The 23309-nt window shown below is 57.3% G+C and carries 19 protein-coding genes; 1 reads left to right on the forward strand and 18 read right to left on the reverse strand.

The window, feature by feature from the left end:
• Positions 1–2: 2 nt before the first annotated feature.
• From bamB to CSE01S_RS18070, 9 genes are all read right to left on the reverse strand, one after another.
• Positions 3–1181, reverse strand: coding sequence for an outer membrane protein assembly factor BamB (gene bamB / locus CSE01S_RS18030; RefSeq protein ID WP_042291385.1), 1179 nt, complete (start codon positions 1179–1181; stop codon positions 3–5).
• 10 nt (positions 1182–1191) lie between these two features.
• Positions 1192–1812 carry a YfgM family protein gene (locus tag CSE01S_RS18035; protein ID WP_042291388.1) on the reverse strand — a complete coding sequence of 207 codons (621 nt, stop codon included), beginning with the start codon at positions 1810–1812 and terminating at the stop codon, positions 1192–1194.
• Between the two features lie 13 nt (positions 1813–1825).
• The gene (hisS, locus tag CSE01S_RS18040) at positions 1826–3100 is read right to left on the reverse strand and encodes a histidine--tRNA ligase (RefSeq protein ID WP_042291391.1); all 1275 of its coding nucleotides are present in this window, start codon (positions 3098–3100) and stop codon (positions 1826–1828) included.
• A 110-nt stretch (positions 3101–3210) separates the two neighbouring features.
• Positions 3211–4329 carry a flavodoxin-dependent (E)-4-hydroxy-3-methylbut-2-enyl-diphosphate synthase gene (gene ispG / locus CSE01S_RS18045; protein ID WP_042291394.1) on the reverse strand — a complete coding sequence of 373 codons (1119 nt, stop codon included), beginning with the start codon at positions 4327–4329 and terminating at the stop codon, positions 3211–3213.
• Between the two features lie 26 nt (positions 4330–4355).
• Complete coding sequence (gene rodZ / locus CSE01S_RS18050; protein ID WP_042291396.1) at positions 4356–5363, reverse strand: cytoskeleton protein RodZ; 1008 nt, start codon at positions 5361–5363, stop codon at positions 4356–4358.
• Positions 5364–5651: 288 nt separating this feature from the next.
• Positions 5652–6818, reverse strand: a complete 1167-nt coding sequence (gene rlmN / locus CSE01S_RS18055; protein ID WP_042291398.1) for a dual-specificity RNA methyltransferase RlmN — start codon at positions 6816–6818, stop codon at positions 5652–5654.
• 153 nt (positions 6819–6971) lie between these two features.
• Positions 6972–7403: a nucleoside-diphosphate kinase gene (gene ndk / locus CSE01S_RS18060; protein ID WP_042291400.1), complete on the reverse strand. Its 432-nt coding sequence runs from the start codon at positions 7401–7403 to the stop codon at positions 6972–6974.
• Between the two features lie 165 nt (positions 7404–7568).
• A complete protein-coding gene (pbpC, locus tag CSE01S_RS18065; protein WP_042291403.1) occupies positions 7569–9881 on the reverse strand; it encodes a peptidoglycan glycosyltransferase PbpC in 2313 nt (770 codons plus the stop codon).
• Complete coding sequence (locus tag CSE01S_RS18070; RefSeq protein WP_042291407.1) at positions 9882–14825, reverse strand: alpha-2-macroglobulin family protein; 4944 nt, start codon at positions 14823–14825, stop codon at positions 9882–9884.
• Positions 14826–15034: 209 nt separating this feature from the next.
• On the opposite strand from CSE01S_RS18070, the gene sseA reads away from it, so the two are divergent.
• A complete protein-coding gene (sseA, locus tag CSE01S_RS18075; protein ID WP_042291409.1) occupies positions 15035–15886 on the forward strand; it encodes a 3-mercaptopyruvate sulfurtransferase in 852 nt (283 codons plus the stop codon).
• A gap of 159 nt (positions 15887–16045) precedes the next feature.
• Here the strand turns inward: sseA and sseB are convergent, their stop codons facing one another.
• The 9 genes from sseB to iscS all read right to left on the reverse strand — a co-directional run bounded on the left by sseB (position 16046) and on the right by iscS (position 23246).
• The gene (gene sseB, locus CSE01S_RS18080) at positions 16046–16822 is read right to left on the reverse strand and encodes an enhanced serine sensitivity protein SseB (RefSeq protein WP_042291411.1); all 777 of its coding nucleotides are present in this window, start codon (positions 16820–16822) and stop codon (positions 16046–16048) included.
• 104 nt (positions 16823–16926) lie between these two features.
• A complete protein-coding gene (pepB, locus tag CSE01S_RS18085; protein ID WP_042291413.1) occupies positions 16927–18210 on the reverse strand; it encodes an aminopeptidase PepB in 1284 nt (427 codons plus the stop codon).
• 62 nt (positions 18211–18272) lie between these two features.
• Positions 18273–18473 (reverse strand): Fe-S cluster assembly protein IscX, encoded by a 201-nt coding sequence (gene iscX / locus CSE01S_RS18090; protein ID WP_003037694.1) that lies wholly within the window; start codon positions 18471–18473, stop codon positions 18273–18275.
• 11 nt (positions 18474–18484) lie between these two features.
• Entirely contained in the window at positions 18485–18820 is a 336-nt protein-coding gene (gene fdx, locus CSE01S_RS18095; RefSeq protein ID WP_042291414.1) for an ISC system 2Fe-2S type ferredoxin, read from the reverse strand.
• A 1-nt stretch (position 18821) separates the two neighbouring features.
• On the reverse strand, positions 18822–20672 hold the full coding sequence (gene hscA / locus CSE01S_RS18100) for a Fe-S protein assembly chaperone HscA (protein WP_042291417.1): 1851 nt from the start codon (positions 20670–20672) through the stop codon (positions 18822–18824).
• A 15-nt stretch (positions 20673–20687) separates the two neighbouring features.
• The gene (gene hscB / locus CSE01S_RS18105) at positions 20688–21203 is read right to left on the reverse strand and encodes a co-chaperone HscB (RefSeq protein WP_042291420.1); all 516 of its coding nucleotides are present in this window, start codon (positions 21201–21203) and stop codon (positions 20688–20690) included.
• A gap of 73 nt (positions 21204–21276) precedes the next feature.
• Positions 21277–21600 (reverse strand): iron-sulfur cluster assembly protein IscA, encoded by a 324-nt coding sequence (gene iscA / locus CSE01S_RS18110; RefSeq protein ID WP_003037681.1) that lies wholly within the window; start codon positions 21598–21600, stop codon positions 21277–21279.
• Between the two features lie 19 nt (positions 21601–21619).
• Positions 21620–22006, reverse strand: coding sequence for a Fe-S cluster assembly scaffold IscU (gene iscU / locus CSE01S_RS18115; RefSeq protein WP_002913991.1), 387 nt, complete (start codon positions 22004–22006; stop codon positions 21620–21622).
• Positions 22007–22031: 25 nt separating this feature from the next.
• Entirely contained in the window at positions 22032–23246 is a 1215-nt protein-coding gene (iscS, locus tag CSE01S_RS18120; RefSeq protein WP_042291421.1) for a cysteine desulfurase, read from the reverse strand.
• Positions 23247–23309: the final 63 nt, after the last annotated feature.

The raw sequence follows: 23309 nt of genomic DNA on the forward strand, positions 1-23309 counted from the left end.
GATTAACGTGTAATCGCGTACACGGTACCGTCTTTCGCCTGGATCAGCAGTTTGCCGTCGGCAGACACCGGTTCGGTCTGGAAGCCGGAGCTGTCAACTTCCTGCTGTGCCACAAAGCGGCCATCTTCAACGTTGAGCCAGTGCAGGTAACCTTCGCTGTCGCCCACCACCAGATTGCCATTGTACAGCACCGGAGAGGTCAGCAGACGGTGAAGCAGATCGCTCTGTGTCCACAGGGTTACGCCGCCGTCGGTGGTCAACGCCAGTATGCGGTCATTCTGATCCACCAGATAAATACGGTTGCCGTCAACGATGAAATCGTTCACTGACCCCAGTTCACGTTTCCACATGATCTGACCGCTGCGCAGATCCAGCGCCGTCAGGTTACCATTATACGCCAGCGCATAGACGATACCGTCAACGATAACTGGCGTGGTATCGACATCGCTGAGACGGTCGATTTCTGTAGAGCCCGTCGCCTGAGAAATACGCTGCTGCCAAATCATCTGGCCCTGCTGCATCAGCACGGCGCTTACGCGACCGTTATCGCCGCCGACAATCGCCGCGCCGAAGGCCGTCGCTGGCGCAGACTCGCCGCGCAGAGACAGAGAAGGCATATCAAGGTTGACGGTCCACTTGATCGCGCCATCCGCTTCGTTCAGCGCCTGCAGCTGGCCGTTACTGGTATGAATCAGCACCAGGCCGTCGCTGACCACCGGACGCGACAGCGCTTCGCCCGCGACTTTGGTCTGCCACGCAACGGTACCGTCCGCGGTGTTCAGGGCATATACCTGGGCTTTTTCACTGCCCAGGTAAACATGACCGCCAGACACCGTCACGCCGCCAGACAGCAGCGCAGGCGCGCGGGAGAACCAGCCATCTTTCTCGTTGAGGTTAACCGACCAGATCTCTTTGCCGTCGTCGGCATTTAACGCTTTCACCACGCCCGCACGATCGGCGGCGTAAACCACGTTATCTGCCAGCGCAGGATGGAGGTTGGAATAGAAATCACCGATCCCGTTGCCCACAGAGGTGCTCCAGACGGTAGACGGGGTAAACTGGTTCTCAACCACCGGTAATGGGGACATTTTAACAACGTCTTCTTCGCCGCTAAACAGTGAACAGCCGCTCAACAGGGTAACGGACAGCAGTCCTGGCAGAAGTAATTTACGCAATTGCATCGGGTCCCTCTCAGATGGACAAATTATTGATTTTCATCTGCAACATTTCGCTCAGTGCCGGGGAGGCTTTGCTGTTTACGCCTGCTTCCCATGCACTGCGCGCACCTTTCTTGTCGCCTTTGCTCAGCAACGCTTCGCCACGCAGATCGGCAACAATCGCCGCCCAGCCTTCACCTTTTACGGTGTCGAGGGTTTGCAGCGCAGTGTCAGCCTGTTTAAGCTGTACCTGAACGCGAGCCAGACGCAGTGAGATAACCGCTTTAAGGTTTTCGTCACTGGTGGCCGCCAGTCCCTGCTGTAGCTGGGACACGGCTTTATCAAGTTGATTCTGGTCGACAAACTGTTGCGCCAGCTCCATCGACGCTAACGCGCCGTAGGTGTTTTTATTCTCAGCAGCAAATTTTTCCGCCGCAGACAGGTTTTCTGCGTTATCCGCGCTGAGCGAGCTCACGACGGTCTGATAAGCCTGAGAAGCAGAGCGTGCGGATTCAGTCTGGTGACTGGTCCAGTAGCGCCAGCCAATCAGCGCGCCAACCCCTAAAATCACCCCAACCGCCAGGGCTTTGCCGTTTTCGGCAAAGAAGCGTTTAATCGCGTCAACCTGGTCGTTTTCGTTCTCGTAAATTTCCACGCAGTCCTTCTCCTTAAGCCATTAACGTGCGCAAATGCGTTGCAACGCTATCCTGTGCAACCGCCGTTTGCTCACCGGAGCGCAAATCTTTCACAACGACAGTACCGGCAGCCACTTCGGACTCGCCAAGCACCAGCGCAATGCGGGCGCCCCACTTATCAGCGCGGGCAAACTGTTTCTTAAAGTTGCCGCCGCCGTGGTTTGTCATCAGCTTCACGCCCGGGAGGTCATCCCGTAAACGTTCCGCCAGCGTCATTGCCGCAGACTGCGTATCCGCGCCTGAAGCCACCAGGTATATATCGACAACAGGATCGGCAGTAAATTCCGGATTCACCGCCTGAACAAGTAAAACAAGGCGCTCAAGCCCCATTGCGAAGCCCACCGCCGGGGTCGCCCGGCCACCAAGCTGTTCCACCAGTCCGTCATAGCGGCCGCCAGCGCAAACGGTGCCCTGGGAACCCAGGCTGCTGGTCACCCATTCAAAAACGGTACGGTTGTAGTAGTCAAGGCCGCGAACCAGACGCTGATTAACGGTATAGCCAATGCCCGCGGCTTCCAGCAGTTTACACAGGCCGGCGAAGTGTTCGCGGGAATCGTCGTCGAGATAGTCGCCAAGCTGCGGCGCATCGTTAAGCAGCGCCTGTACGTCCGGATTTTTGGAGTCCAGAACGCGCAGCGGGTTGCTGTACATACGACGTTTGCAGTCTTCGTCAAGCTTCTCAACGTGCTGTTCCAGGAAGGCGACCAGCGCATCGCGATAACTGGCGCGCGCCGCCAGAGAACCAATAGAGTTCAGCTCCAGGTTAACGTGCCCGGCGATCCCCAGCGCACGCCACCAGCGTGCTGTCAGCATGATCAGCTCAGCGTCAATGTCCGGCCCCTGCAGGCCAAAGGCTTCGACGCCCAACTGGTGGAACTGGCGATAGCGCCCTTTCTGCGGACGCTCGTGGCGAAACATCGGTCCGATGTACCACAGACGTTGTTCCTGATTGTACAGAAGACCATGCTCGATGCCGGCGCGTACACAGCCTGCCGTTCCTTCAGGACGCAGGGTCAGGCTATCGCCATTGCGGTCCTCGAAGGTATACATCTCTTTTTCAACGACGTCAGTAACTTCACCAATCGCGCGTTTGAATAACGGGGTCTGCTCTACAATCGGCAGGCGGATTTCACTGTAACCGTAGCTACCGAGCACGTTTTTGAGTGTGCCTTCAATGCGCTGCCAGATGGCGGTTTCGCCAGGCAGATAATCGTTCATGCCGCGAATGGCTTGAATGTTTTTTGCCACGTTTATTCTCTTTCTGAATATAAAAATGAACCCTCAGCGCTTTCCCGAACGAGACGGGAGCCATGCGGGTTCAATCATACACGGGAAGCTACGCGCTTCCCATCACGTTATTATTTTTCAACCTGCTGCACGTTGATGCGCTGCGCTTCGTCGAGCATCGTCGCTTTGGCGCGAATGCGGGCTTCAAGCTGGTCAATCATGTCGTTATTATCCAGACGATCTTTACGAACGCCATCTTCATAGAGACCACTTTTCTTGTTGCCGCCCGTCACGCCCAGCGTGGAGACCAGCGCTTCGCCCGGCCCGTTGACCACACAGCCAATGATAGAAACGTCCATCGGGGTGATGATATCTTCCAGCCGCTGCTCCAGCGCGTTCACCGTACCGATCACGTCGAACTCCTGGCGCGAACAGGTCGGGCAGGCAATAAAATTGATGCCGCGTGAGCGAATACGCAGTGATTTGAGAATATCAAAACCGACTTTGATCTCTTCCACCGGATCGGCAGCCAGCGAGACGCGCAGGGTGTCGCCGATCCCTTCAGACAGCAGCAGCCCGAGGCCGATCGCGGATTTCACCGCGCCGCTGCGTGCGCCGCCGGCTTCGGTGATACCTAGGTGCAGCGGCTGAGCGATCTGACGCGCTAACAGGCGATAAGACTCAACGGCGAGGAAGACATCGGAGGCTTTCACGCTGACTTTAAACTGATCGAAATTGAGACGATCGAGATGATCGACATGGCGCATTGCCGATTCCAGCAGCGCCTGCGGCGTCGGTTCGCCATATTTTTCCTGCAGATCTTTTTCCAGCGACCCGGCGTTAACGCCGATGCGGATCGGGATATTTTTGTCGCGCGCGCAATCCACCACCATGCGGATACGCTCTTCATTACCGATATTGCCAGGGTTGATACGCAGACAGTCCACACCATATTCCGCCACTTTCAGCGCGATACGGTAGTCAAAGTGAATGTCGGCCACCAGCGGAACAGAAACCTGCTGTTTGATGAGCTTAAAGGCTTCTGCGGCATCCATGGTGGGGACGGAGACGCGAACAATATCTGCGCCAACGCGTTCCAGCGCTTTTATCTGGTTAACCGTCGCTTCCACGTCCGTGGTCCGCGTATTGGTCATCGACTGTACGGCGATGGGGGCGCCATCGCCAATCGGCACATTCCCAACGTAAATACGCGTTGATTTTCTACGTTGAATTGGAGCCTGGTTATGCATGAAAAATCTCCCGCGTTACCCGTCTGTTACTGCGCCGGTGATTGTTCGGCATTGAGGGTCAGACGCGCAACCTGGTTAGTTCTGATAAAACGGCTCAGATCGACAGGTTTTCCTTGATACTGGATCTGCACCGCCGCCGGAGCGCCAATTTTAAGCTTATAAGGCGCCTGCCCGGTTAGGTTTAAATTGCCATCTTTACGCTGCATACCGCTGAACAGCTTTTTGCCGGTCGCATCGGTCACTTCCAGCCAGCAGTCGGCGGTGAAGTTCATCACCAGCGCGTTCGGGTCGACAGCAGGTGCCGCCGTGCCTGCCGGATCGGTTGGCAGCGTTGCTGTACCGTCCGTCGCGGACTGTGGCGCAGGGGTGGCCGGAGACGTCGTGGCGGTATCCACGTTAGCCTGAGAAGGCGACACAACGGCGTTCTGCTGCGGGTCAACCGCAGGCGCCGTTGTGGTTGGCGCTGGCGTTTGCGCGGTTTCCGCCGGACCGGTCGACGCAGGGGTATTATCCTGACTTGCTGCGGCGCTGGTATCCAGCGGCACGCTCTGCGTCGTTGCGCCATTTGCGTTCAGCTCAGCAGCGGACTGATCGGCCATCGTCGTGATCTCCTCCTGCTGCGCCTTATGGTTTTGCCACCACCAGGCGCCCGTCAGGCCGACGACCACAAACAGCACCAGCCAGGTAAACGTCATCAACCAGCCGTCGCGCTTTTTGCGCCGTTTACCTAATGAGAAGCTCTGCATCGGCGCCACTTTCGCCGCACGGACAGGCGCCTGTTTTTCCAGGCCAGGCAGCAGCTCTTCTTCAGGGATATGCACCAGACGCGCATAGGAGCGGATATACCCGCGCAGGAAGGTCGAAGCAAGATCGGCCGGGGCCTTATCGTCTTCGATATCACGTACGGTAGACACCTTCAGGCAAAGTCGCTCAGCGACAGCCTGCTGGCTGAGTCCGAGTTGTTCACGGGCATTACGCAGACGAACGCCAGTGGATTGTGCTTCATGTTGGTCGTGAGTGGCTTCAGTATTCATTCGCTACAGCTGCTGGTGTAAATTTGGATTCAGGCGCCGGCGAGTCACAATGCCCACCCACACCGCGAAACATCTGGTCAGTTAACCTTAGTCAGACAGTATAAGCCTGTCAGGTCACTCTTAACAAAAACAGCTCAAGCCAGAGGGCTAAACTATTGTTGCACCGTACATACTGCCTTAAAGTCGACAAAAACGCACCGTTATTATTGACCAGACGAGTACAAGCGCGGCCCTCATTCAAATAACATTGCGTCACTGCACATAAAACGGGCAGTGACGCAATATTTATCAGATCGCTTTCACGTCGATAGCCTCGCCCTGCATACGTTTACGCAGGGTACGCTTGGTCCGATCGATAACATCCCCGGCCAGTTGACCGCAGGCGGCGTCGATATCATCGCCGCGGGTTTTACGCACAATGGTGGTAAACCCGTAACCCATGAGCACTTTCGAGAAACGATCGATGCGGCTATTGGAGCTGCGGCCATACGGCGCGCCCGGGAACGGGTTCCAGGGGATCAGGTTGATCTTACATGGCGTATCTTTCAGCAACTCCGCCAACTGATGCGCGTGCTCGGTTCCGTCATTGACGTGATCGAGCATGACATATTCGATGGTCACACGCCCCTGGTTAGCGTTGGATTTCTCCAGATAGCGGCGCACCGCGGCGAGGAACGTTTCGATATTGTATTTCTTGTTTATAGGGACAATTTCGTCTCGAATTTCATCGTTCGGCGCGTGCAACGAGATCGCCAGCGCGACATCGATCATGTCGCCTAATTTGTCCAGCGCAGGCACGACGCCGGAAGTGGACAACGTGACGCGACGTTTGGACAAGCCAAAGCCAAAATCATCCAGCATGATTTCCATCGCCGGAACCACATTGGTCAGGTTGAGCAACGGTTCGCCCATCCCCATCATCACCACGTTAGTGATCGGGCGCTGGCCGGTGACTTTCGCCGCGCCAACGATTTTCGCCGCACGCCACACCTGGCCGATGATTTCAGAAACGCGCAGGTTACGGTTAAATCCCTGCTGGGCCGTTGAGCAGAATTTACATTCCAGCGCACAGCCTACCTGAGAAGAGACGCACAGCGTGGCGCGGTCGTCTTCCGGGATGTATACCGTTTCAACGCGCTGATCGCCGACGGCAATCGCCCATTTGATGGTGCCGTCGGAGGAGCGCTGTTCTTCAACCACTTCCGGCGCGCGGATTTCCGCCACCTCTTTCAGCTTACCGCGCAGAACTTTGTTGATGTCGGTCATCTCATCAAAGTTGTCGCAGCAATAGTGATACATCCACTTCATCACCTGATCGGCGCGGAAGGGTTTTTCACCTAACTCTTTAAAAAACTCCCGCATCTGCTGGCGGTTGAGATCCAACAGGTTGATTTTTCCATCTTTATTGGGAACTACCGGGGTGATGCTTTCAGGCGTGACAATGTGTTCAGACATATTCTATTCCGGCCTCGTTATTACACGTTATGGCCCCTGGAGGGTTGAAAAAGAAGCGCCCCGGTGAGCGGTGCCGGTGCTCGTCCTGGGGCGCTGCATTGTACAAATTCTGGCGCAAGGATGCCACGTCTGCACGCGGCATTTACGAAATTATTAACGAGTACGCGGGCACACCTCGCCTTCTCCGAAGAAGAAGGCGATTTCGCGTTTCGCGGATTCCAGGGAGTCGGAACCGTGGGTGCCGTTTTCGGTGAAGCTGTCCGCGTAGTCCGCGCGCAGGGTACCCGCCAGAGCGTTTGCCGGGTTGGTTGCGCCCAGCAGATCGCGATGACGCTGCACCGCGTTTTCGCTTTCCAGAACAGAGACCACGATCGGGCCAGAGGTCATAAACTCCACCAGACCGTCAAAGAACGGCTTACCGTCGTGCTCAGCATAAAAACCGCGAGCCTGTTCTACGGTCAGGTGCAGCATTTTTGTGCCGACAATTTTAAACCCTGCTGCTTCAAAGCGCGCAAAGATATTACCAATAACGTTTTTTGCCACCGCGTTTGGCTTGATGATGGAAAAAGTACGTTCAATCGCCATTATTAACCTCTGATAAGTGTTCTGTTGTTGTTTACCTGGCGCGGATTATAAAGAGCATCCTGACTGTTGCCTATGGATAAAGGTAACATTTTTTTAAAATAAGATGAGTATTAGCAACAACACGCATGCGTTCGCGGCGGATGGCCTGACAAACGGCGCTGACGACTACAGTAAGGAAAATCTCACCGTCGCAATTTGTCCTGCGCCATCCATCACCAACAGTTGATATTCTCGGTTTTCCACGAGCCGCAACGTGATCGCAGATCCTCGTTCGCTTAACGGTTCGCCATTAAGGAACCACCAGCGTTCGCCGCTTCCACCGCTGCTCTGAATCGCGACGCTCGCCTCAAGGCTACCCGGTAAACGCTTCACTATCGCCCCGTCACGTATGCCGGAAAGCTGAAGCGGTAAAAGGGCGTCCTGTCCCAGCGGCGGGCACTGTACGGAGGGCGGCGGCAGCCTTGCAGCACGACGCTCCGGGGTCGGTAACCACGGCTCCAGCGGCAGCGGCCAGACGATCAGCGTCCGCTCGCGCGCCTGCGGACAGTCGGCAGCAACGCGTTTTCCCGCGCCGTCCAGCCAGACAGGAAAACGAATACCGCTCACGCCTTCCTGCTCAGGCAACAGCAGCGTCGGCGGCTGTGCGCCCTCCAGCAGCCAGCTCGCCAGACGACGGCGACAGTTGGCGTCGCCATCCGCAAGAGATTGTCCGCCAGGCCAGCAAACCGTCCCTCGCGTCACTGACGAAGGGCGCGGATCTTCCGGCAGCGATGCGCCGCGGGCCAGCAGCAAGTTGTTTACCTGATTCAACAGCGGAATGGCGCTGGCGAATCCAAACTGTCCGGCGACGGGCGTTCCATCCGGTCTGCCGGTCCAGATGCCGATCACATAGCGAGCGTTCAGGCCAATCGCCCACGCGTCGCGATAGCCGTAGCTGGTACCGGTTTTCCAGGCCAGCGGCGCGACGCGGGGTAGCGCGCTGTCAGGTAACGGCTGCGCTTCATCCGCCATGATTCTCCGGATGATCCATGCCGCGCCCGGCGAAAGCAATGGACGCTCAATCAGCGGCTCGTCCGGTTGCAGGCGCAGCTTTCCCGCCTTACCGTGGCGGGCAAACGCGCTATACGCCGCCGCCATCTCCTCAAGCCGCGCGCCTGCGCCCCCCAGAATCAGCGACAGGTTCGGCGCGGCGCCCGCAGGCAGATACAGCGGCAATCCGGCGTTGCGCAGTTTCGCCGCAAAACGTTTTGGTCCGTAGGCTTCCAGCACCTGCACCGCTGGCAGGTTCAGCGATCTGACCAGCGCCTCACTCATGCTGACGGGGCCGTGGAAGCCGCTGTCAAAATTGCCAGGCCGATAGTCCCCGGTACGACGTGGCACATCCTGTAATAAAGACGCCGGATGAATTAACCCATCATCCAGCGCAAGGCCGTAGACAAAGGGCTTTAACACCGATCCGGGTGAACGGATCGCATTTACCATATCCACATGACCGAATCGCGTGTCGTCATTCAAATCTGCCGAGCCGACCCAGCCACGCACACTCATATCGGTATGGTCGACCACGATCATCGCCAGGGAACTGCGCGCCGGAAGCCTTCCCTTCCAGTTATTCGCCAGCTCTTCCAGTTGCCTTTGCAACCCGGCATCCAGTGTGGTGACGATTTTGTCGCGCTGGCTTTTGCCCAACATCATGCGCGAAAACAACGGCGCCAACTGCGGCATTTGTCTCGGCGCAAGCCAGACAGGCTCTTCACGCGACTCTTGCACCTGCTTTGGCGACCACACGCCCTGTGTCGCCATTCGCGCAAGCACTTTATTTCGCGCGGCCTCTGCCCGTTCCGGCCACCGGTCGGGACGCAGACGGCTCGGCGCCTGAGGCAGCACCGCCAGTAAAGCCGCTTCGGAATAACTCAACTGCGTCGGAGGCTTACCCAGGTAAGCCCAACTGGCCGCGCCGACGCCCTGCAAAGTCCCGCCAAACGGCGCACGATTGAGGTACAGGGTCAGGATATCACGCTTAGAGAGGTGCCATTCAAGCTGAAAAGCGCGCCAGAGTTGACGAAACTTGCCGCCGAAGGTTCGCGGATGCGGGTCAAGGAGTCGGGCAACCTGCATGGTTAAGGTGCTACCGCCGGAAATCACGCGTCCGGCGCTCAGATCCTGCCACGCCGCGCGAAGCACAGAGAACGGATTGACCCCCGGGTGCGTCCAGAACCAGCGATCTTCGTAATTGATGAGCGCCTCAAGGTAGCGGGGGGAGACCTCTTCAACGGTAACCGGATAACGCCAGATCCCTTCCGCGTCGGCGAATCGCCATAACGGCGTACCGTCATGCGCCACGACGACACGGGCCGGATTCACTTCGCGCAGGGGTAAGGGCCAGATTTTATCAGCCGCCAGAACGGCGGCGACCAGAAGGACAGACGCAACTGCCAGCCAGAGCCAGCAGTTGCGTTTGCGACACAATCGGATCATTTACGGCTTAACAATCAGCAGATTGTCAGCCGCGCCGATCGCCCGCCATTGTGGTACATACATTGACTCCACCAGCGGCGTCGGCACCTGGTACGTTCCCGGCGTCACCGCGCGCGCCAGATACACCAGCGTGACGGGCTGCCCTTCATTGATCGCCACGGCGGCGACAAAGCGATCATCGCGGAACTCCATGTGCTGAATGTCCGCCTGTTGCATCTGGTTAATCAGGTTCTGCACTTCGCTGCCGCTTTCCTGCAGGCTGGCGCTGCCATTGGACAGGTTCTGGTTTTCCAGTTCCAGACCGGCTGGCAACAGATCCACCACCAGCGCATCGGGCACGTTCTGGCTGGCCTTCACTTCCAGCCAGACCAGCACCAGTTCGCCACTGCGTAGCGAATCCAACGCCTTGCTTTGTCCATCAGTGCCCAGAATATGGCGCTCAATGTGCAAAACATTGCTGGCTGGCGCTGGCGCGGTTTGCGGGTAGCCGCTGACATCCAGGCGCAGCCACATTGGCTGTGTGCCGCTGTTGGTCACCTGCAGCGCGGCAAGTTGATCGGCATCGAGATTACGGGTTTGCGCGCGATCGCCCGCCAACGGCTGCGTCTCAAGCGACGTCTGCGCCTGCCAGGTTCCCGGCAGATCCTGAAGAGTGCGCGCCGCAAGGAACAACGCGTTATTCTCCTGCGTTGACAGCCAGCGTTGACCAAATGCCTGTTCAGAGAGGGTGTTCAGCAAGCTGTTCTGCGCTTCCGGCTTCAGCTTGTTTTCTTCCAGCAGCGACAGCATCAGCGCGTTATCGCGAAGCGGGCTGCCGTAATCCGCCATCCATTGACGATCACTGTCGCGCGACGTCGTCAACGCCAGGCTAATCGCCTCGTCGCTACGCTTCGCATCCCCCATATTTTTCAGGGCAATCCCCAGTTGCAGCAGCGGTAAACCGGACGCCGCCTGACCGCGACGCTCCCAGATTTCACGCAGCGCGCCGAGCGGCGCTTTCTGCTGACGCGCCAGCACCAGCGCGGCATAGGCCTGCACGGCAAACTTACTCGCCCGGGTGTCATCGGCGTAGCGAATCGACATCATGCCCGGATCCTGAAGATAGCGCAGCAGACGCGCGTTCCCCTGGTTAATACTTTCCGCCGGGACGCTGTAGCCCTGCTCGCCCGCACGGACAAGAAAGTCCATCGCGTACGCGGTCAGCCAGTATTCTTCCGGACCGTTTTTATCCCACAGCGCAAAGCCGCCGTTATCACGCTGCATCTGCAGCAGACGTGAAATGCCGGTTTCTATCGCCGCACGGCGCTTTTCATCGCTGTCGCCAGCAATGCCCAACGCCTTAAGCTGCGCAGCGTTAGTATAAAGCGACGGGAACAGGCCGCTGGTGGTTTGTTCCAGGCAGCCATACGGATAGGCTTTCAGTTCGCGGATATAACGCGCCAGATTCAGCGGCGGTTTACCGCTGAACAGCAGTTGTCCCTGGGTGGTGACTGGCGAGAAATTGGCCAGTACATCGGCAGGCGCCGACCAGCTTTCGCCTGATTGCAGCATAATGCCGTGATGGGTTGTTTGCGCCGGGAATGCCGGACGAACGCCTATCTTCCACTGTTTTTGCTGCGCCCCCACCGCTTCGCCCGGCAGCGTCAGGCCAGTGAGCGTAGCCTGCAGCTCACCATCGCCAAAGCCCTCTTTTGCGCGCACCGGAATAAACAACGTCGTACGCACACCCGGCGCAAGAGTGACTGGCGCAGGCTGCTCGCTGATCAACTCAATCAGACCGCGGGTCGTCAGCCCCACGTTTAGGGTCTGCGGCTGGTCCGTAAGGTTAGTGATATCCAGCACCAGACGCGACGTATCGCCGCTGGCCATAAAGCGCGGCATATTCAGTTCAGCGATAACCGGCGCCGCCACAACGGTTTTGCTTTCGCTACTGCCGAAGTCTTCCGCGGTCCACGCTTGCGCCATGACCCGAAGTTCACCGTTGAAATCGCCAATCGGCAACGTCACGATGCCTTCGCCCTGTTCATTTAGCGTAACTGGCTGCGCCTGTTGGGCGACAATATTGACATGGTTAACCGGGGGTTTACCCCCGCGTTTTAGCTCATCGCCATCGCCACCAAAGCGCAATGCCGCCAGACGTCCCTGGCCTTCAATGACCTGACCATAGATATCGTAGATATCCGCGCCATAGCGTTTTTGCCCGAAGAACGCCTGCCACGGATCCGGCGTGACGTAATCAGTAATATTCAGCACGCCGCTGTCCACAGCGGATACCAGCACATTTACCTGTTTCGGCGCGGCGCCGTTTTTGGCGCTGGCTTTAATTTTCACCGTCAACGGCTGGTTCGGCCGCATTTTCGCCGGGCTCTCCAGCGTCAGCGCCAGGCGACGATTTTCATCGCCTAACGGCAGATGCAGCAAGCCTACGGCGCGTTTTGGCGTCGCCGAACGCGATTTATCCCCAGGACGCACCACCAGCGTACTCAGATAAAGATCGTGGCGATTCCAGTCTTTATCTACCGGAATTGACAGATCCAATCCAGCCGCCGGTACGTCAATTTCTTGCCACCACACCGGGCCTTCGCTGGATTCCACCATCGCATAACCTTTGCCTGCCGCCGGCGCGGCAATATGCAGCCTGATGGTGTCGCCCGGACGATAAGCGGGCTTATCGAGCTTCAACGTCACGCGATCCGGACGTACCGCCCCGCTGCCGTCGCTGTTGTCCTGCCAGCTATAGCCCGCCCAAAAGCGAACGCTACTGACAGCATCGTTTGGCGCTTTGACTTCCAGTCGGTAAGCGCCCCATTCCACCGGAAACGACACTTTACCGGTTTCATCGGCGCCGAGATCCAATGTCTGTTCGCCTTCGACCAGATCTTTTTGATCGAAGCGCGATTCCCAGCCCTCGCTTTCCGACCAGTTCCAGTAGTAATCACGGCGTTCACGGATCAACCGCACCTGCAATCCGGATACCGCTTTTTTCACGCCCTGCGCATCGGTATAAACAATATCAAACGCGGCGTTGCTGTCTTCGTCGACAACAGGCTGATTGACGGTGGTGTCGGTGCGATAGTCATACACTGCTTTTACCGCAAACTGCGGACGGATACCCGGCAGCGTGTCGGCTGGCCAAATCGCCTGCTCCGCACGGCGTGTGACCGGGCGACCACCGGACTCCAGCAGGCTGGCCTGCAAGACCACCTGTAACGGTGAATGGGCGTCACGCCACTGGCTGTCGGTACTGACCTCGCCGCGCCCTTGCGCATCCAGCGTTAACTGCACTTCGTCCAGGCTACGTGAAAGATTCTCCTCCGCGATGTTGCCAAACTGGAAGCCCGGCAACGCCGGAACGGCTTCACGCAATGGTCGGAGGAACAGCTGGCCTTGCAGAGCATTACCATTTGCGGGAGCGCCATACAGGTAATAGCCGGTAACCGAGAAATTTACCTTGTCCGCAGGCGCTAATGGCGTTTTCTGCCCACTGAGGTTCAGCGCCATTCGTTCCGGCATAAAATCTTCCACGTGGAAGTCCCACATCCGGCTCTGGTTATCGCCCGTGTTCGCGCGGATATTCCACATGCCGGTCGGCGCGCCGCTGTCCAGCGGGTAGGTAAAGCGGTACAAGCCATTTTCAGCCTGACTCACCACGCTGCGGATCACCTGGCCGTCCGGTTTGACCACCTCGAGCTTAACCGGCTGATCGGGCAGCGACCTGCCGTCGCTGTCGCGCAGCAGTCCATTGAGGATCACCGTTTCGCCCGGACGATAGAGATCGCGCGGGCCGAACATAAAGAATTGCTTGCTGTAGCCTGGCGCGCCTGCGATATCGAACTCGGCCAGGTCCAGCGCCGGCAGTTTGAGATCCAACAGGGTGGTTTGACCGTCTTTCCGCGCTAACAGCAACGCGGCATTTTTCGTGTTCTCCAGTTGCAGATGGCCTCTCCCGTCGCTGGTGGCCTGCGCCAGCGTCTGGCCTTTCTCATCCAGCAGAGAGACATTGACGCCCTGCTGCGCCGCGCCGTTTTCCAGACTTTGGGTAAAAACATCCAGACGGTTCTGGTAGCGATGCGCCGAGACGCCAATGTCGCTTAAGGTAAACAGCGTCGCGGCATTGCTGTATTCATACTTACCGGCTTTCGCCATGACCGCGACATAAACGCCGGTCTGCTGCAGCGGTTTAATCTCGCTGAGCGGTAAGAGAAGTTTTTCGCGGGTGTTGCGCGCCGGATTCAGGTCGAAACGGCCAGAATAGACTAAATCGGCCATTTTCAGCAGCGTGTCGGACTCCCAGTTCGAAAGGGAATTGCGATACTCCCACTGGCTGACGAACGCCGCCAGCGATTCCGGCTTCACGCGGAAAAAGTTGACGTCTACGTTGTTCACATTCAACGCCATGACCGGCAGGCCTTCCACCACCTTTCCTGGCAGCAGCGACCCACGACTGGCAAAGCCGACGCTGGGCTGCACGTCACGGGTGGTGAGCGCTTTTTCGTACGTAATGTCGAAAGTCGCGTTGTTCAGCGCTTTAAGATCCCGTTCAACCGTGACCACCAGAGAACGATTAGGCTCCAGATGGCGTAAACGCAGCTCTTTCAGATTGGGCGAAAGCTCCCAGGCGCCATCGACTTTGCCGCTTTTCTTATCCACCACATGCACGGTGCGGGCGAAATCCTGTTCGGGATCGAGCGGAATGGAAAAAGTCAGCACCAGCGTGGCGGCGCCATCGAGCTGTACTTCTGATGCGTCCAACAGCGTTAAGGCTTTGCCTTCGCTTTGCTGGGCCAGCTTTTGCAACTGCGCCGGATCTTTCTGGACAGGCGGTGTGGCCTTTGTTTGCGTCGCTGGCGTATCGCTTTTGGCGACAGTTGTGGTTTTGTCGTTGTTGTCGCACCCAGCCAGCGCCAGCATCAAAATGCAGGCGGCTACGCGTATGTGTTTCATTTTTCATCCCTGGCCGACATGGCCCGTTAGCAACGTAGGACAGACATTATGCGTGAGATTTATCGTTGTGTAAGTCTGTATCCGCTCTGCGCTGTCTGAATTTTTTTTAGAAGTGTGGCGCTACCGGACAATTCGGGCGCTTTTACTTGCCCGTTATCCCTAAACGTCCGAGAATTCTTCTTTTCTGTGACGCAAAAATGGAGATGCTTATGTCCACTTCCTGGTTTGTCGCCGCCGACTGGCTTGCTGAGCATATTAACGATCCGCATATTCACGTTATCGACGCCCGAATGGCGCCGCCGGGACAGGAAGACCGCGACGTTGCACAAGAGTTCCGCGCCGGACATATTCCTGGCGCTGTGTTTTTCGATATCGAAGCGCTTTCCGACCACACCTCTCCTCTGCCCCATATGATGCCGCGCCCGGAAGCCTTTGCCGTCGCCATGCGCGAACTCGGCATACATCAGGATAAGCATCTGGTTGTTTATGACGAAGGAAATCTGTTTTCCGCGCCACGCGCGTGGTGGATGCTGCGGACGTTTGGCGTGGAGAAGGTGTCGATCCTGGGCGGCGGGCTGGCGGGCTGGCAGCGCGCTGCGCTGCCACTGGAAGAAGGCGACGTGACGCTGCCGGAAGGCGAATTTGACGCCGCATTTACCCCCGGAGCCGTGGTGCGTGTTACTGACGTGCTGTTAGCCAGCCACGAAAAAACGGCGCAAATCGTCGACGCCCGTCCGGCTGCGCGTTTTAATGCAGAAGTGGATGAGCCGCGTCCCGGCCTGCGGCGTGGCCACGTCCCCGGCGCGTTAAACGTGCCGTGGACCGAGCTGGTTCAGGACGGTGAATTAAAAACGACGGACGAACTGGACGCCATTTTCTTTCGCCACGGGGTCAGTCTTGATCGGCCCATTATTGCCAGCTGCGGTTCCGGCGTGACGGCTGCCGTGGTGGTGCTGGCGCTGGCCACCCTGGGGGTTCCGGACGTTGCGCTGTATGACGGCGCATGGAGTGAATGGGGCGCGCGTGATGATTTACCGGTGGAGCCTGAACCGTCTGAATAAATTCCGACAGGACTTGCTTATCCCCACAAAAAAACCGTTCAACCGCGCGTTTTTTTGTGCTGGTTCGGTTCGCGGCCTTCCCGGCACGCTGTGTTCAAAAATCTCAACGTTCAGAACAAGTAAGCCAGGTAGCCGTCCTACGGGGCGGCTTTCCTGTGATCAGAGAATCCGTTTTTGCTTAAAGTCACGCAGGAATCCGCCCCAGCGACGTTCGTAGAACGGTGCGATATGCTCGGTAATAAAGTGGCTGATGCCCTTTTCGCCTTTCACGACCTGACAGATATCAATTGGCTCATCGCCCGGTAAGGTGTCGGTCGCCACGCTGCCCGCCGCCTGAATAATGTCCTCAATATCGCCGTCAGCCTCAATGCCTATCAACAGGTTAGATTCAGCATCGGCACTTTCTTTAATGGAGCACAGAAACGCCCGCTTCACCGGCTTGAGGGTTTTAAACAACGTGGTGAGCGAATCGATCATCTGGGCTGGCGGTTCAGCGACGTCAGAAAGGATCAATGATTCCCCTCCCTCCAGCACCTCTTGCGAACTCAGAGGATTGCCCTCTTCACCCATTAACAGGCTGATTTCACGCGGCATAAACTCTTTGCCGGTCGGCAGTTTGGCGTTAAGGAACAGCGTCTCGCCCAGGGTCATTTCAAACAGAGTGCGCACGGGCATCACCACAAACGCCTGTTCTTCCTCCACTGCCTGCTGTAGCGCGTCCAGAGAAGTAAAGAACGGAATAACGGAGGTGCCGTCCTCTTTTTCCCAGTGCTGAAGATCCAGCGCAGAGTCTTCGACGATCGCCTCGCCTTCGGCAGCGGTGCCGGGCACCCAGACGGTCGACTCCAGCAAGGTGCGGAAAAAGGCCGGACGGTGCGCGGGTTCTGTCGCCGCTTTCTCCAGCAGAATTTCTAATTCGTTTTTCGTTTCGGACATAGGCATCACACATCGTATTAAAAATGATTACAGGCCTGACGCAACGCGTCGCGTCAGGCAAAATGCCGGGAGGCGCTTCGCTTGCCCGGCCTATAAAGCGGATTTTAGGCGGTCAGCAGATTCGCAATCGTGCGCACGCCCAGGCCAGTCGCCCCGGCGGACCACTGCTCAACCGGCGCTTTGCGGTAGGTGGCCGAACAGTCAATATGCAGCCAGCCCTGCTGGTAATTTTCGACAAAGTGCGACAGGAACCCCGCCGCCGTGCTCGCACCGGCCGGATACGCCGCGCTGCCGGTATTATTCAGCTCGGCAAAATTCGAGGGCAGTTGGTTACGGTGGAACTCCGCCAGCGGCAGACGCCAGAACGGCTCGTTTTCCGCCGCCGCGCTGGCCAGCAGGCGGTTCGCCAACTGATCGTCAAAGCTGAACAGCGCATGATAGTCATTACCCAGCGCCGTTTTTGCCGCGCCGGTCAGAGTGGCGGCGTCGATGATCAGCTCTGGTTTCTGCGCGCCGGCGTCAATCAGTCCATCCGCCAGTACCAGACGGCCTTCCGCATCGGTGTTCATCACTTCTACGTTTTTACCGTTACGATAGCGAATAATATCGCCCAGCTTAAACGCATTGCCGCTGATCAGGTTATCGGCACAGCAAAGGAACAGCTTCACGCGCTTGTTCAGACCGCGGGTAATGGCAAACGCCAGCGCGCCGGTCACCGTTGCCGCGCCGCCCATATCGGATTTCATCGAATCCATAAAAGCGCTCTGTTTGATGCTGTAACCGCCGGAATCGAAGGTGATGCCTTTACCCACCAGACAGGCATAAACCGGCGCATCTTTATTCCCGGTCGGGTTGTAGTCGAGCGCCAACAGCACTGGCGGACGCTCAGAGCCGCGGCCAACGGTATGCAACCCCATGTAATTCTGCTCGCGCAGGTCTTCGCCTTTCGTAATACGGTAAGAAACATGATCGCACGCTACGCTGCACAGCAGGTCAACGGCGCGCTGCGCCAGCTGCTCCGGCCCCAGTTCTTCCGCCGGGGCGTTGATGGTGTCGCGCACCCAGTCGACGATCGTCAAACGGTTGTCCAGCTCCTGGCGCTGTGCGTCGTCGAGTTGCGGCCACTCGACCTTACGGCTGCCTTTCGGCCCTTTGTAGCCCTGCCAGAAGGCCCAGCTGCGATCGGCGTCCCATCCGTCACCGGCAAGCTGGACATGCTTAATACCCAGCCCGTCAATTTTACGCGCGGCGCGCTGAATCAGGCCCAGGTCGTCTTTACCGTTGAGGTGCAGGGTAATCCCGTCGCTATTAATACTGTATGTGGCTTTTTCACCCCAGCGCGCGTCGGCAGGCTGAGTGGAAAGCGTGATTTTCATGGCTTCTGTCATTGTTATTTTTCCTTAACTTCGCGCATACAGGAAAACGGGCTACCCGTAGGCAGCCCGTTGTCTTATTCGGCTTCGTCCAGCCAGACCAGCAGAATGGCCTCAAGGATCTTTTCGTTCGATGCCTGCGGGTCATCGTCGAATTCTTCCAGGTCGCAGATCCACTGATGCAGATCGGTGAAACGAACGGTTTTTGGATCGAGATCGGGGAAGGCGTCGTACAGCGCTTCGCCAATTTCACGGCTGTCTGTCCACTTAAGTCCCATACTACCCTCTGTTAATGCTCGCGCGCATGGTTGATTGTGTAACGTGGGATTTCGACCACTAAATCATCTTCGGTGACGCGCGCCTGGCAGCTTAAGCGACTCTCCGGCTCCAGCCCCCAGGCTTTATCCAGCATGTCGTCTTCTTCTTCCGTGCTTTCCGGCAGGGAATCAAAACCTTCACGCACGATGCAGTGGCAGGTGGTACAGGCGCAGGATTTTTCGCAGGCGTGTTCAATCTCGATGCCGTTACGCAGGGCAACGTCAAGAATGGTTTCACCGGTCTTCGCTTCCAGAACTGCGCCATCCGGACAGAGGTCCTGATGAGGCAGAATAACAATCTTTGGCATATTAAACCTCGTCCACGGAATGGCCTTTCAGCGCGCGACGAACCGACTGGTCCATGCGGCGAGCGGCGAATTCCTGGGTTTGTTTGTCTACGTTTTTAATGGCTTGTTCGATAGCGTCAACGTCATCGCCCTGCGCCGCCTCGCTCAGGCGCGCGGCGGCCTCGTCGATAACCTGACGTTCTGCGGCGCTGAGCAGCGCGGCATCCGCAACGAGCGCGCCGGTTAAACTTTCCAGCACGCGCGCCGCTTCGACTTTCTGCTCGGCCAGCATACGCGCTTTCACGTCCTGCTCGGCAAAGCTCATCGAATCCTGAATCATTGACGCGATTTCGCTGTCGGTCAGACCATAGGACGGTTTGACCTGAATAGAGGCCTCAACGCCGGTCGATTTTTCCATTGCGGTGACGCTCAGCAGGCCATCAGCGTCCACCTGGAAGGTAACGCGAATATGCGCACCACCCGCTGGCAACGCCGGGATCCCGCGCAGCGCAAAGCGCGCCAGCGAACGGCAGTCCTGCACCAGTTCACGCTCGCCCTGCATGACGTGGATCGACATGGCGGTTTGACCGTCTTTAAACGTGGTGAAGTCCTGCGCGCGCGCCACCGGAATCGTGGTATTACGCGGGATCACTTTTTCCACCAGGCCGCCCATCGTCTCGAGGCCCAGCGACAGTGGAATCACGTCCAGCAGCAGCATTTCGCTGTCCGGCTTGTTGCCCACCAGGATATCCGCCTGAATGGCGGCGCCAATGGCGACCACTTTATCCGGATCGATCGCGGTCAGCGGCGTTCGGCCAAAGAATTCGCCCACGCGCTCACGCACCAACGGCACGCGCGTAGAACCGCCCACCATCACCACTTCCAGAACTTCCTGCGGCTCAACGCCCGCGTCTTTCAGCGCGCGTCGGCAGGCCAGTAAGGTACGCTTAACCAGCGAGGAAATGAGTTCATTGAACTGGTCGCGGGTGATTTTCCCCTGCCAGCCCGCCACGTTAACGGTGACCGACTCCGCGTCACTGAGGGCGATTTTCGCGGCGATGGCCGCATCCAACAGTTCACGCTGTACGCGGTTATCGCTGCGATCGGTAATCCCCGCCTGTTCACGAATGTAGTCTGCCAGCAGGTGGTCGAAATCGTCGCCGCCCAGCGCGGAGTCGCCGCCGGTTGCCAGCACTTCGAACACGCCGCGGCTCAGGCGCAGAATAGAAATATCAAAAGTGCCGCCGCCGAGATCGTAGACGGCAATCACCCCTTCTTTGCCGGAATCCAGACCGTAGGCAATCGCCGCGGCAGTCGGCTCGTTAAGCAGGCGCAGCACATGCAGCCCCGCCAGACGCGCAGCGTCTTTTGTCCCCTGACGCTGCGCGTCATCGAAGTAGGCCGGAACGGTAATCACCACGCCGTCCAGCTCGCCGGAAAGGGATTCGGTGGCACGCGCGGCCAGCGCTTTCAAAATGTCCGCGGACACCCGCACCGGATTCAGCAATCCCGCTGCGGTTTCGATCATCGGCAGGCCGTTAGCGCTGGCCTGAAAACGGTACGGCAGATGCGGGTAACGCGTCTGGATATCCGCCAGCGAGCGGCCCATCATGCGCTTAACCGAACTGATGGTGTTAGCGGTGTCCAGCGCGGCGTTCTCGCGTGCGGTGTAGCCCACCGTGTGGCCCTGCTGCTGATAGTGAACCACCGACGGCAACAGATGACGACCGTCATGGTCAGCCAGCGTTTCGGCCTGACCGCTACGCACGGTAGCGACCAGAGAGTTGGTGGTTCCAAGGTCAATGCCCGCCGCCAGACGACGCTGATGCGGCGCAGCACTCAGACCAGGCTCACTAATTTGTAATAAGGCCATAATTGCTTCCGAAAATTAAAAATCGAGCAGTTTTTCTTCGAGTTGTTCTGCACTGCTTCGCAGTTTATCGAGAAAACGCAGTTTACGCACGGTATCGGCCGCCGCGTCCCACGTCTCGTGATTAAGCTGTTCAACCATCTGCTGATGGCGGCTGTCGAACATGGACTGGACGCGCTTAATAAAGGCGTCGAGCCGCGCTTCGTCTTTCGCCTGTTCAATCTCGTCGAGTTCTTCGCGGAGTTCCAGTTGTTCCATGAGAAAAGCGGTGTCGCGCACCGTATGCTGCTCGCTGGCAAGGTCGAATCCGTGGAGTGAGAGCAGATATTCCGCACGCGTTAAGGGATGGCGTAGCGTTTGCCAGCCCTGGTTGATGGTGGCGGATTGCTGTACGGCGGCAAGCTGTTCAGCCTGGGTGCCACTGGCGAATTTATCAGGGTGATACTGACGTTGCAGATCCTGAAAACGCATCGTCAGGGCCTGGAGATCAAGTGGGTATTGCGCGGGTAATCCGAAGAGAGTGAAGTAATCCATAACTATCTCAGGGGTAGCCTGTCAGAACAAACCCCACACGTAAGACATTACGCGTGGGGTTATCGGTAAGCGCTCAGACGTGGAAGCTTTCGCCGCAGCCACATTCGTCTTTAACGTTCGGGTTGGTGAACTTAAACCCTTCGTTAAGACCTTCTTTGACGAAATCTAACTGCGTACCATCCAGAAATTGCAGGCTTTTGCCGTCGACGACTACTTTCACGCCTTTGTCTTCAAACACGGTGTCTTCCGCCGCCGGTTCATCAACAAATTCCAGTACATACGCCATACCTGAGCAGCCCGAGGTTCTTACACCCAGACGCAGGCCGAACCCTTTACCGCGGTTCGCCAGGAAGGTATTAACTCGCGCTGCTGCACTGTCGCTAAGTGTAATCGACATAACAAAACCTCAACTCTTCTTATTTTGCTTCACGTTTACTTTTGTAGTCCGCAATGGCGGCTTTGATCGCGTCTTCTGCCAGGATAGAGCAGTGAATTTTCACTGGCGGCAGTTCAAGCTCGTCGGCAATATCGGTGTTTTTGATCGCCTGCGCTTCGTCCAGCGACTTCCCTTTGACCCATTCGGTGACCAGGGAGCTGGAGGCGATGGCGGAACCGCAGCCGTAGGTCTTAAAACGCGCGTCTTCAATGATACCTTCATTGTTGACTTTAATCTGCAACTTCATTACGTCGCCACAGGCTGGCGCGCCGACCATACCGCTGCCGACGTTCTCGTCGCTGTTGTCGAAGGAACCCACGTTACGCGGATTCTCGTAATGATCGATGACTTTTTCGCTGTATGCCATGTTGAATTCTCCTTATCGGTACCGATTAATGATGTGACCATTCGATGCTGTTCAGATCCACGCCCTGCTTGTGCATTTCCCACAGCGGAGAAAGATCGCGCAGACGGCCAATGGATTTACGAACCAGTTCGATGGTGTAATCAATCTCTTCTTCGGTAGTAAAACGACCTAAAGAGAAACGGATAGAGCTATGCGCCAGCTCATCGGTCATCCCCAGCGCGCGCAGCACGTAGGATGGCTCGAGGCTTGCGGAAGTACAGGCTGAACCGGACGATACCGCCAGGTCTTTCAGCGCCATGATCAGTGACTCGCCTTCAACGTAGTTAAAGCTGACGTTAAGAATGTTCGGCGCGCCCTGTTCGAGATCGCCGTTCAGGTAGACTTCTTCCATATCTTTCACGCCGTTCCACAGACGGTTACGCAGCGCGCGCAGGCGCGCCATTTCGGTTTCCATCTCTTCTTTGGCGATACGATAGGCTTCACCCATACCGACGATCTGGTGAACAGGCAGGGTGCCGGAACGCATACCGCGCTCGTGTCCGCCGCCATGCATCTGCGCTTCAATACGAATACGCGGTTTACGGCGAACGTACAGCGCGCCGATCCCTTTCGGGCCATAGATTTTGTGGCCGGAGAAGGACATCAGATCCACTTTCAGTTGGCTCAGATCGATAGGCAGTTTGCCCACGCTCTGGGTGGCGTCCACGTGATAGATGATGCCGCGCGCACGGCACATTTCGCCGATAGTCGCGATATCCTGCACCACGCCGATTTCGTTGTTCACGTGCATGATAGACACGAGGATGGTGTCATCACGCATTGCCGCTTCGAGCGCTTTCAGATCGATAATACCGTTGCTCTGCGGCGCCAGGTAGGTGACTTCAAACCCTTCGCGCTCAAGCTGACGGCAGGTATCCAGCACGGCTTTGTGTTCGGTTTTGCTGGTGATGATGTGCTTGCCTTTTTTCTGATAAAAGTTGGCTGCACCTTTGATCGCCAGGTTATCGGACTCTGTCGCACCGGAGGTAAAGACAATTTCACGCGGGTCGGCGCCGACCAGCTCGGCAATCTGATTACGGGCAATATCGACCGCTTCTTCAGCCTGCCAGCCAAAACGGTGTGAACGGGAGGCCGGGTTACCAAAGGTTCCGTCCAGCGTCAGGAACTGCATCATTTTCTCGGCAACACGCGGGTCCACCGGCGTGGTTGCGGAGTAGTCGAGATAAATCGGTAATTTCATTGCTCTATAAACTCCGTACATCGCTTCAATGCAAGGAATCAGGCAACCGGCTGGATGTACGAC

It is taken from the genome of Citrobacter sedlakii NBRC 105722, from assembly GCF_000759835.1.
In the GTDB taxonomy this organism is placed as follows: domain Bacteria; phylum Pseudomonadota; class Gammaproteobacteria; order Enterobacterales; family Enterobacteriaceae; genus Citrobacter_A; species Citrobacter_A sedlakii.

Excerpts from the sequence above, each read along its gene's own strand:
- bamB (WP_042291385.1), bottom strand. The coding sequence starts at position 1,181 with ATGCAATTGCGTAAATTACTTCTGCCAGGACTGCTGTCCGTTACCCTG.
- ispG (WP_042291394.1), bottom strand. The coding sequence starts at position 4,329 with ATGCATAACCAGGCTCCAATTCAACGTAGAAAATCAACGCGTATTTAC.
- rodZ (WP_042291396.1), bottom strand. The coding sequence starts at position 5,363 with ATGAATACTGAAGCCACTCACGACCAACATGAAGCACAATCCACTGGC.
- rlmN (WP_042291398.1), bottom strand. The coding sequence starts at position 6,818 with ATGTCTGAACACATTGTCACGCCTGAAAGCATCACCCCGGTAGTTCCC.
- ndk (WP_042291400.1), bottom strand. The coding sequence starts at position 7,403 with ATGGCGATTGAACGTACTTTTTCCATCATCAAGCCAAACGCGGTGGCA.
- pbpC (WP_042291403.1), bottom strand. The coding sequence starts at position 9,881 with ATGATCCGATTGTGTCGCAAACGCAACTGCTGGCTCTGGCTGGCAGTT.
- CSE01S_RS18070 (WP_042291407.1), bottom strand. The coding sequence starts at position 14,825 with ATGAAACACATACGCGTAGCCGCCTGCATTTTGATGCTGGCGCTGGCT.
- sseA (WP_042291409.1), top strand. The coding sequence starts at position 15,035 with ATGTCCACTTCCTGGTTTGTCGCCGCCGACTGGCTTGCTGAGCATATT.
- sseB (WP_042291411.1), bottom strand. The coding sequence starts at position 16,822 with ATGTCCGAAACGAAAAACGAATTAGAAATTCTGCTGGAGAAAGCGGCG.
- pepB (WP_042291413.1), bottom strand. The coding sequence starts at position 18,210 with ATGACAGAAGCCATGAAAATCACGCTTTCCACTCAGCCTGCCGACGCG.
- iscX (WP_003037694.1), bottom strand. The coding sequence starts at position 18,473 with ATGGGACTTAAGTGGACAGACAGCCGTGAAATTGGCGAAGCGCTGTAC.
- fdx (WP_042291414.1), bottom strand. The coding sequence starts at position 18,820 with ATGCCAAAGATTGTTATTCTGCCTCATCAGGACCTCTGTCCGGATGGC.
- hscA (WP_042291417.1), bottom strand. The coding sequence starts at position 20,672 with ATGGCCTTATTACAAATTAGTGAGCCTGGTCTGAGTGCTGCGCCGCAT.
- hscB (WP_042291420.1), bottom strand. The coding sequence starts at position 21,203 with ATGGATTACTTCACTCTCTTCGGATTACCCGCGCAATACCCACTTGAT.
- iscA (WP_003037681.1), bottom strand. The coding sequence starts at position 21,600 with ATGTCGATTACACTTAGCGACAGTGCAGCAGCGCGAGTTAATACCTTC.
- iscU (WP_002913991.1), bottom strand. The coding sequence starts at position 22,006 with ATGGCATACAGCGAAAAAGTCATCGATCATTACGAGAATCCGCGTAAC.
- iscS (WP_042291421.1), bottom strand. The coding sequence starts at position 23,246 with ATGAAATTACCGATTTATCTCGACTACTCCGCAACCACGCCGGTGGAC.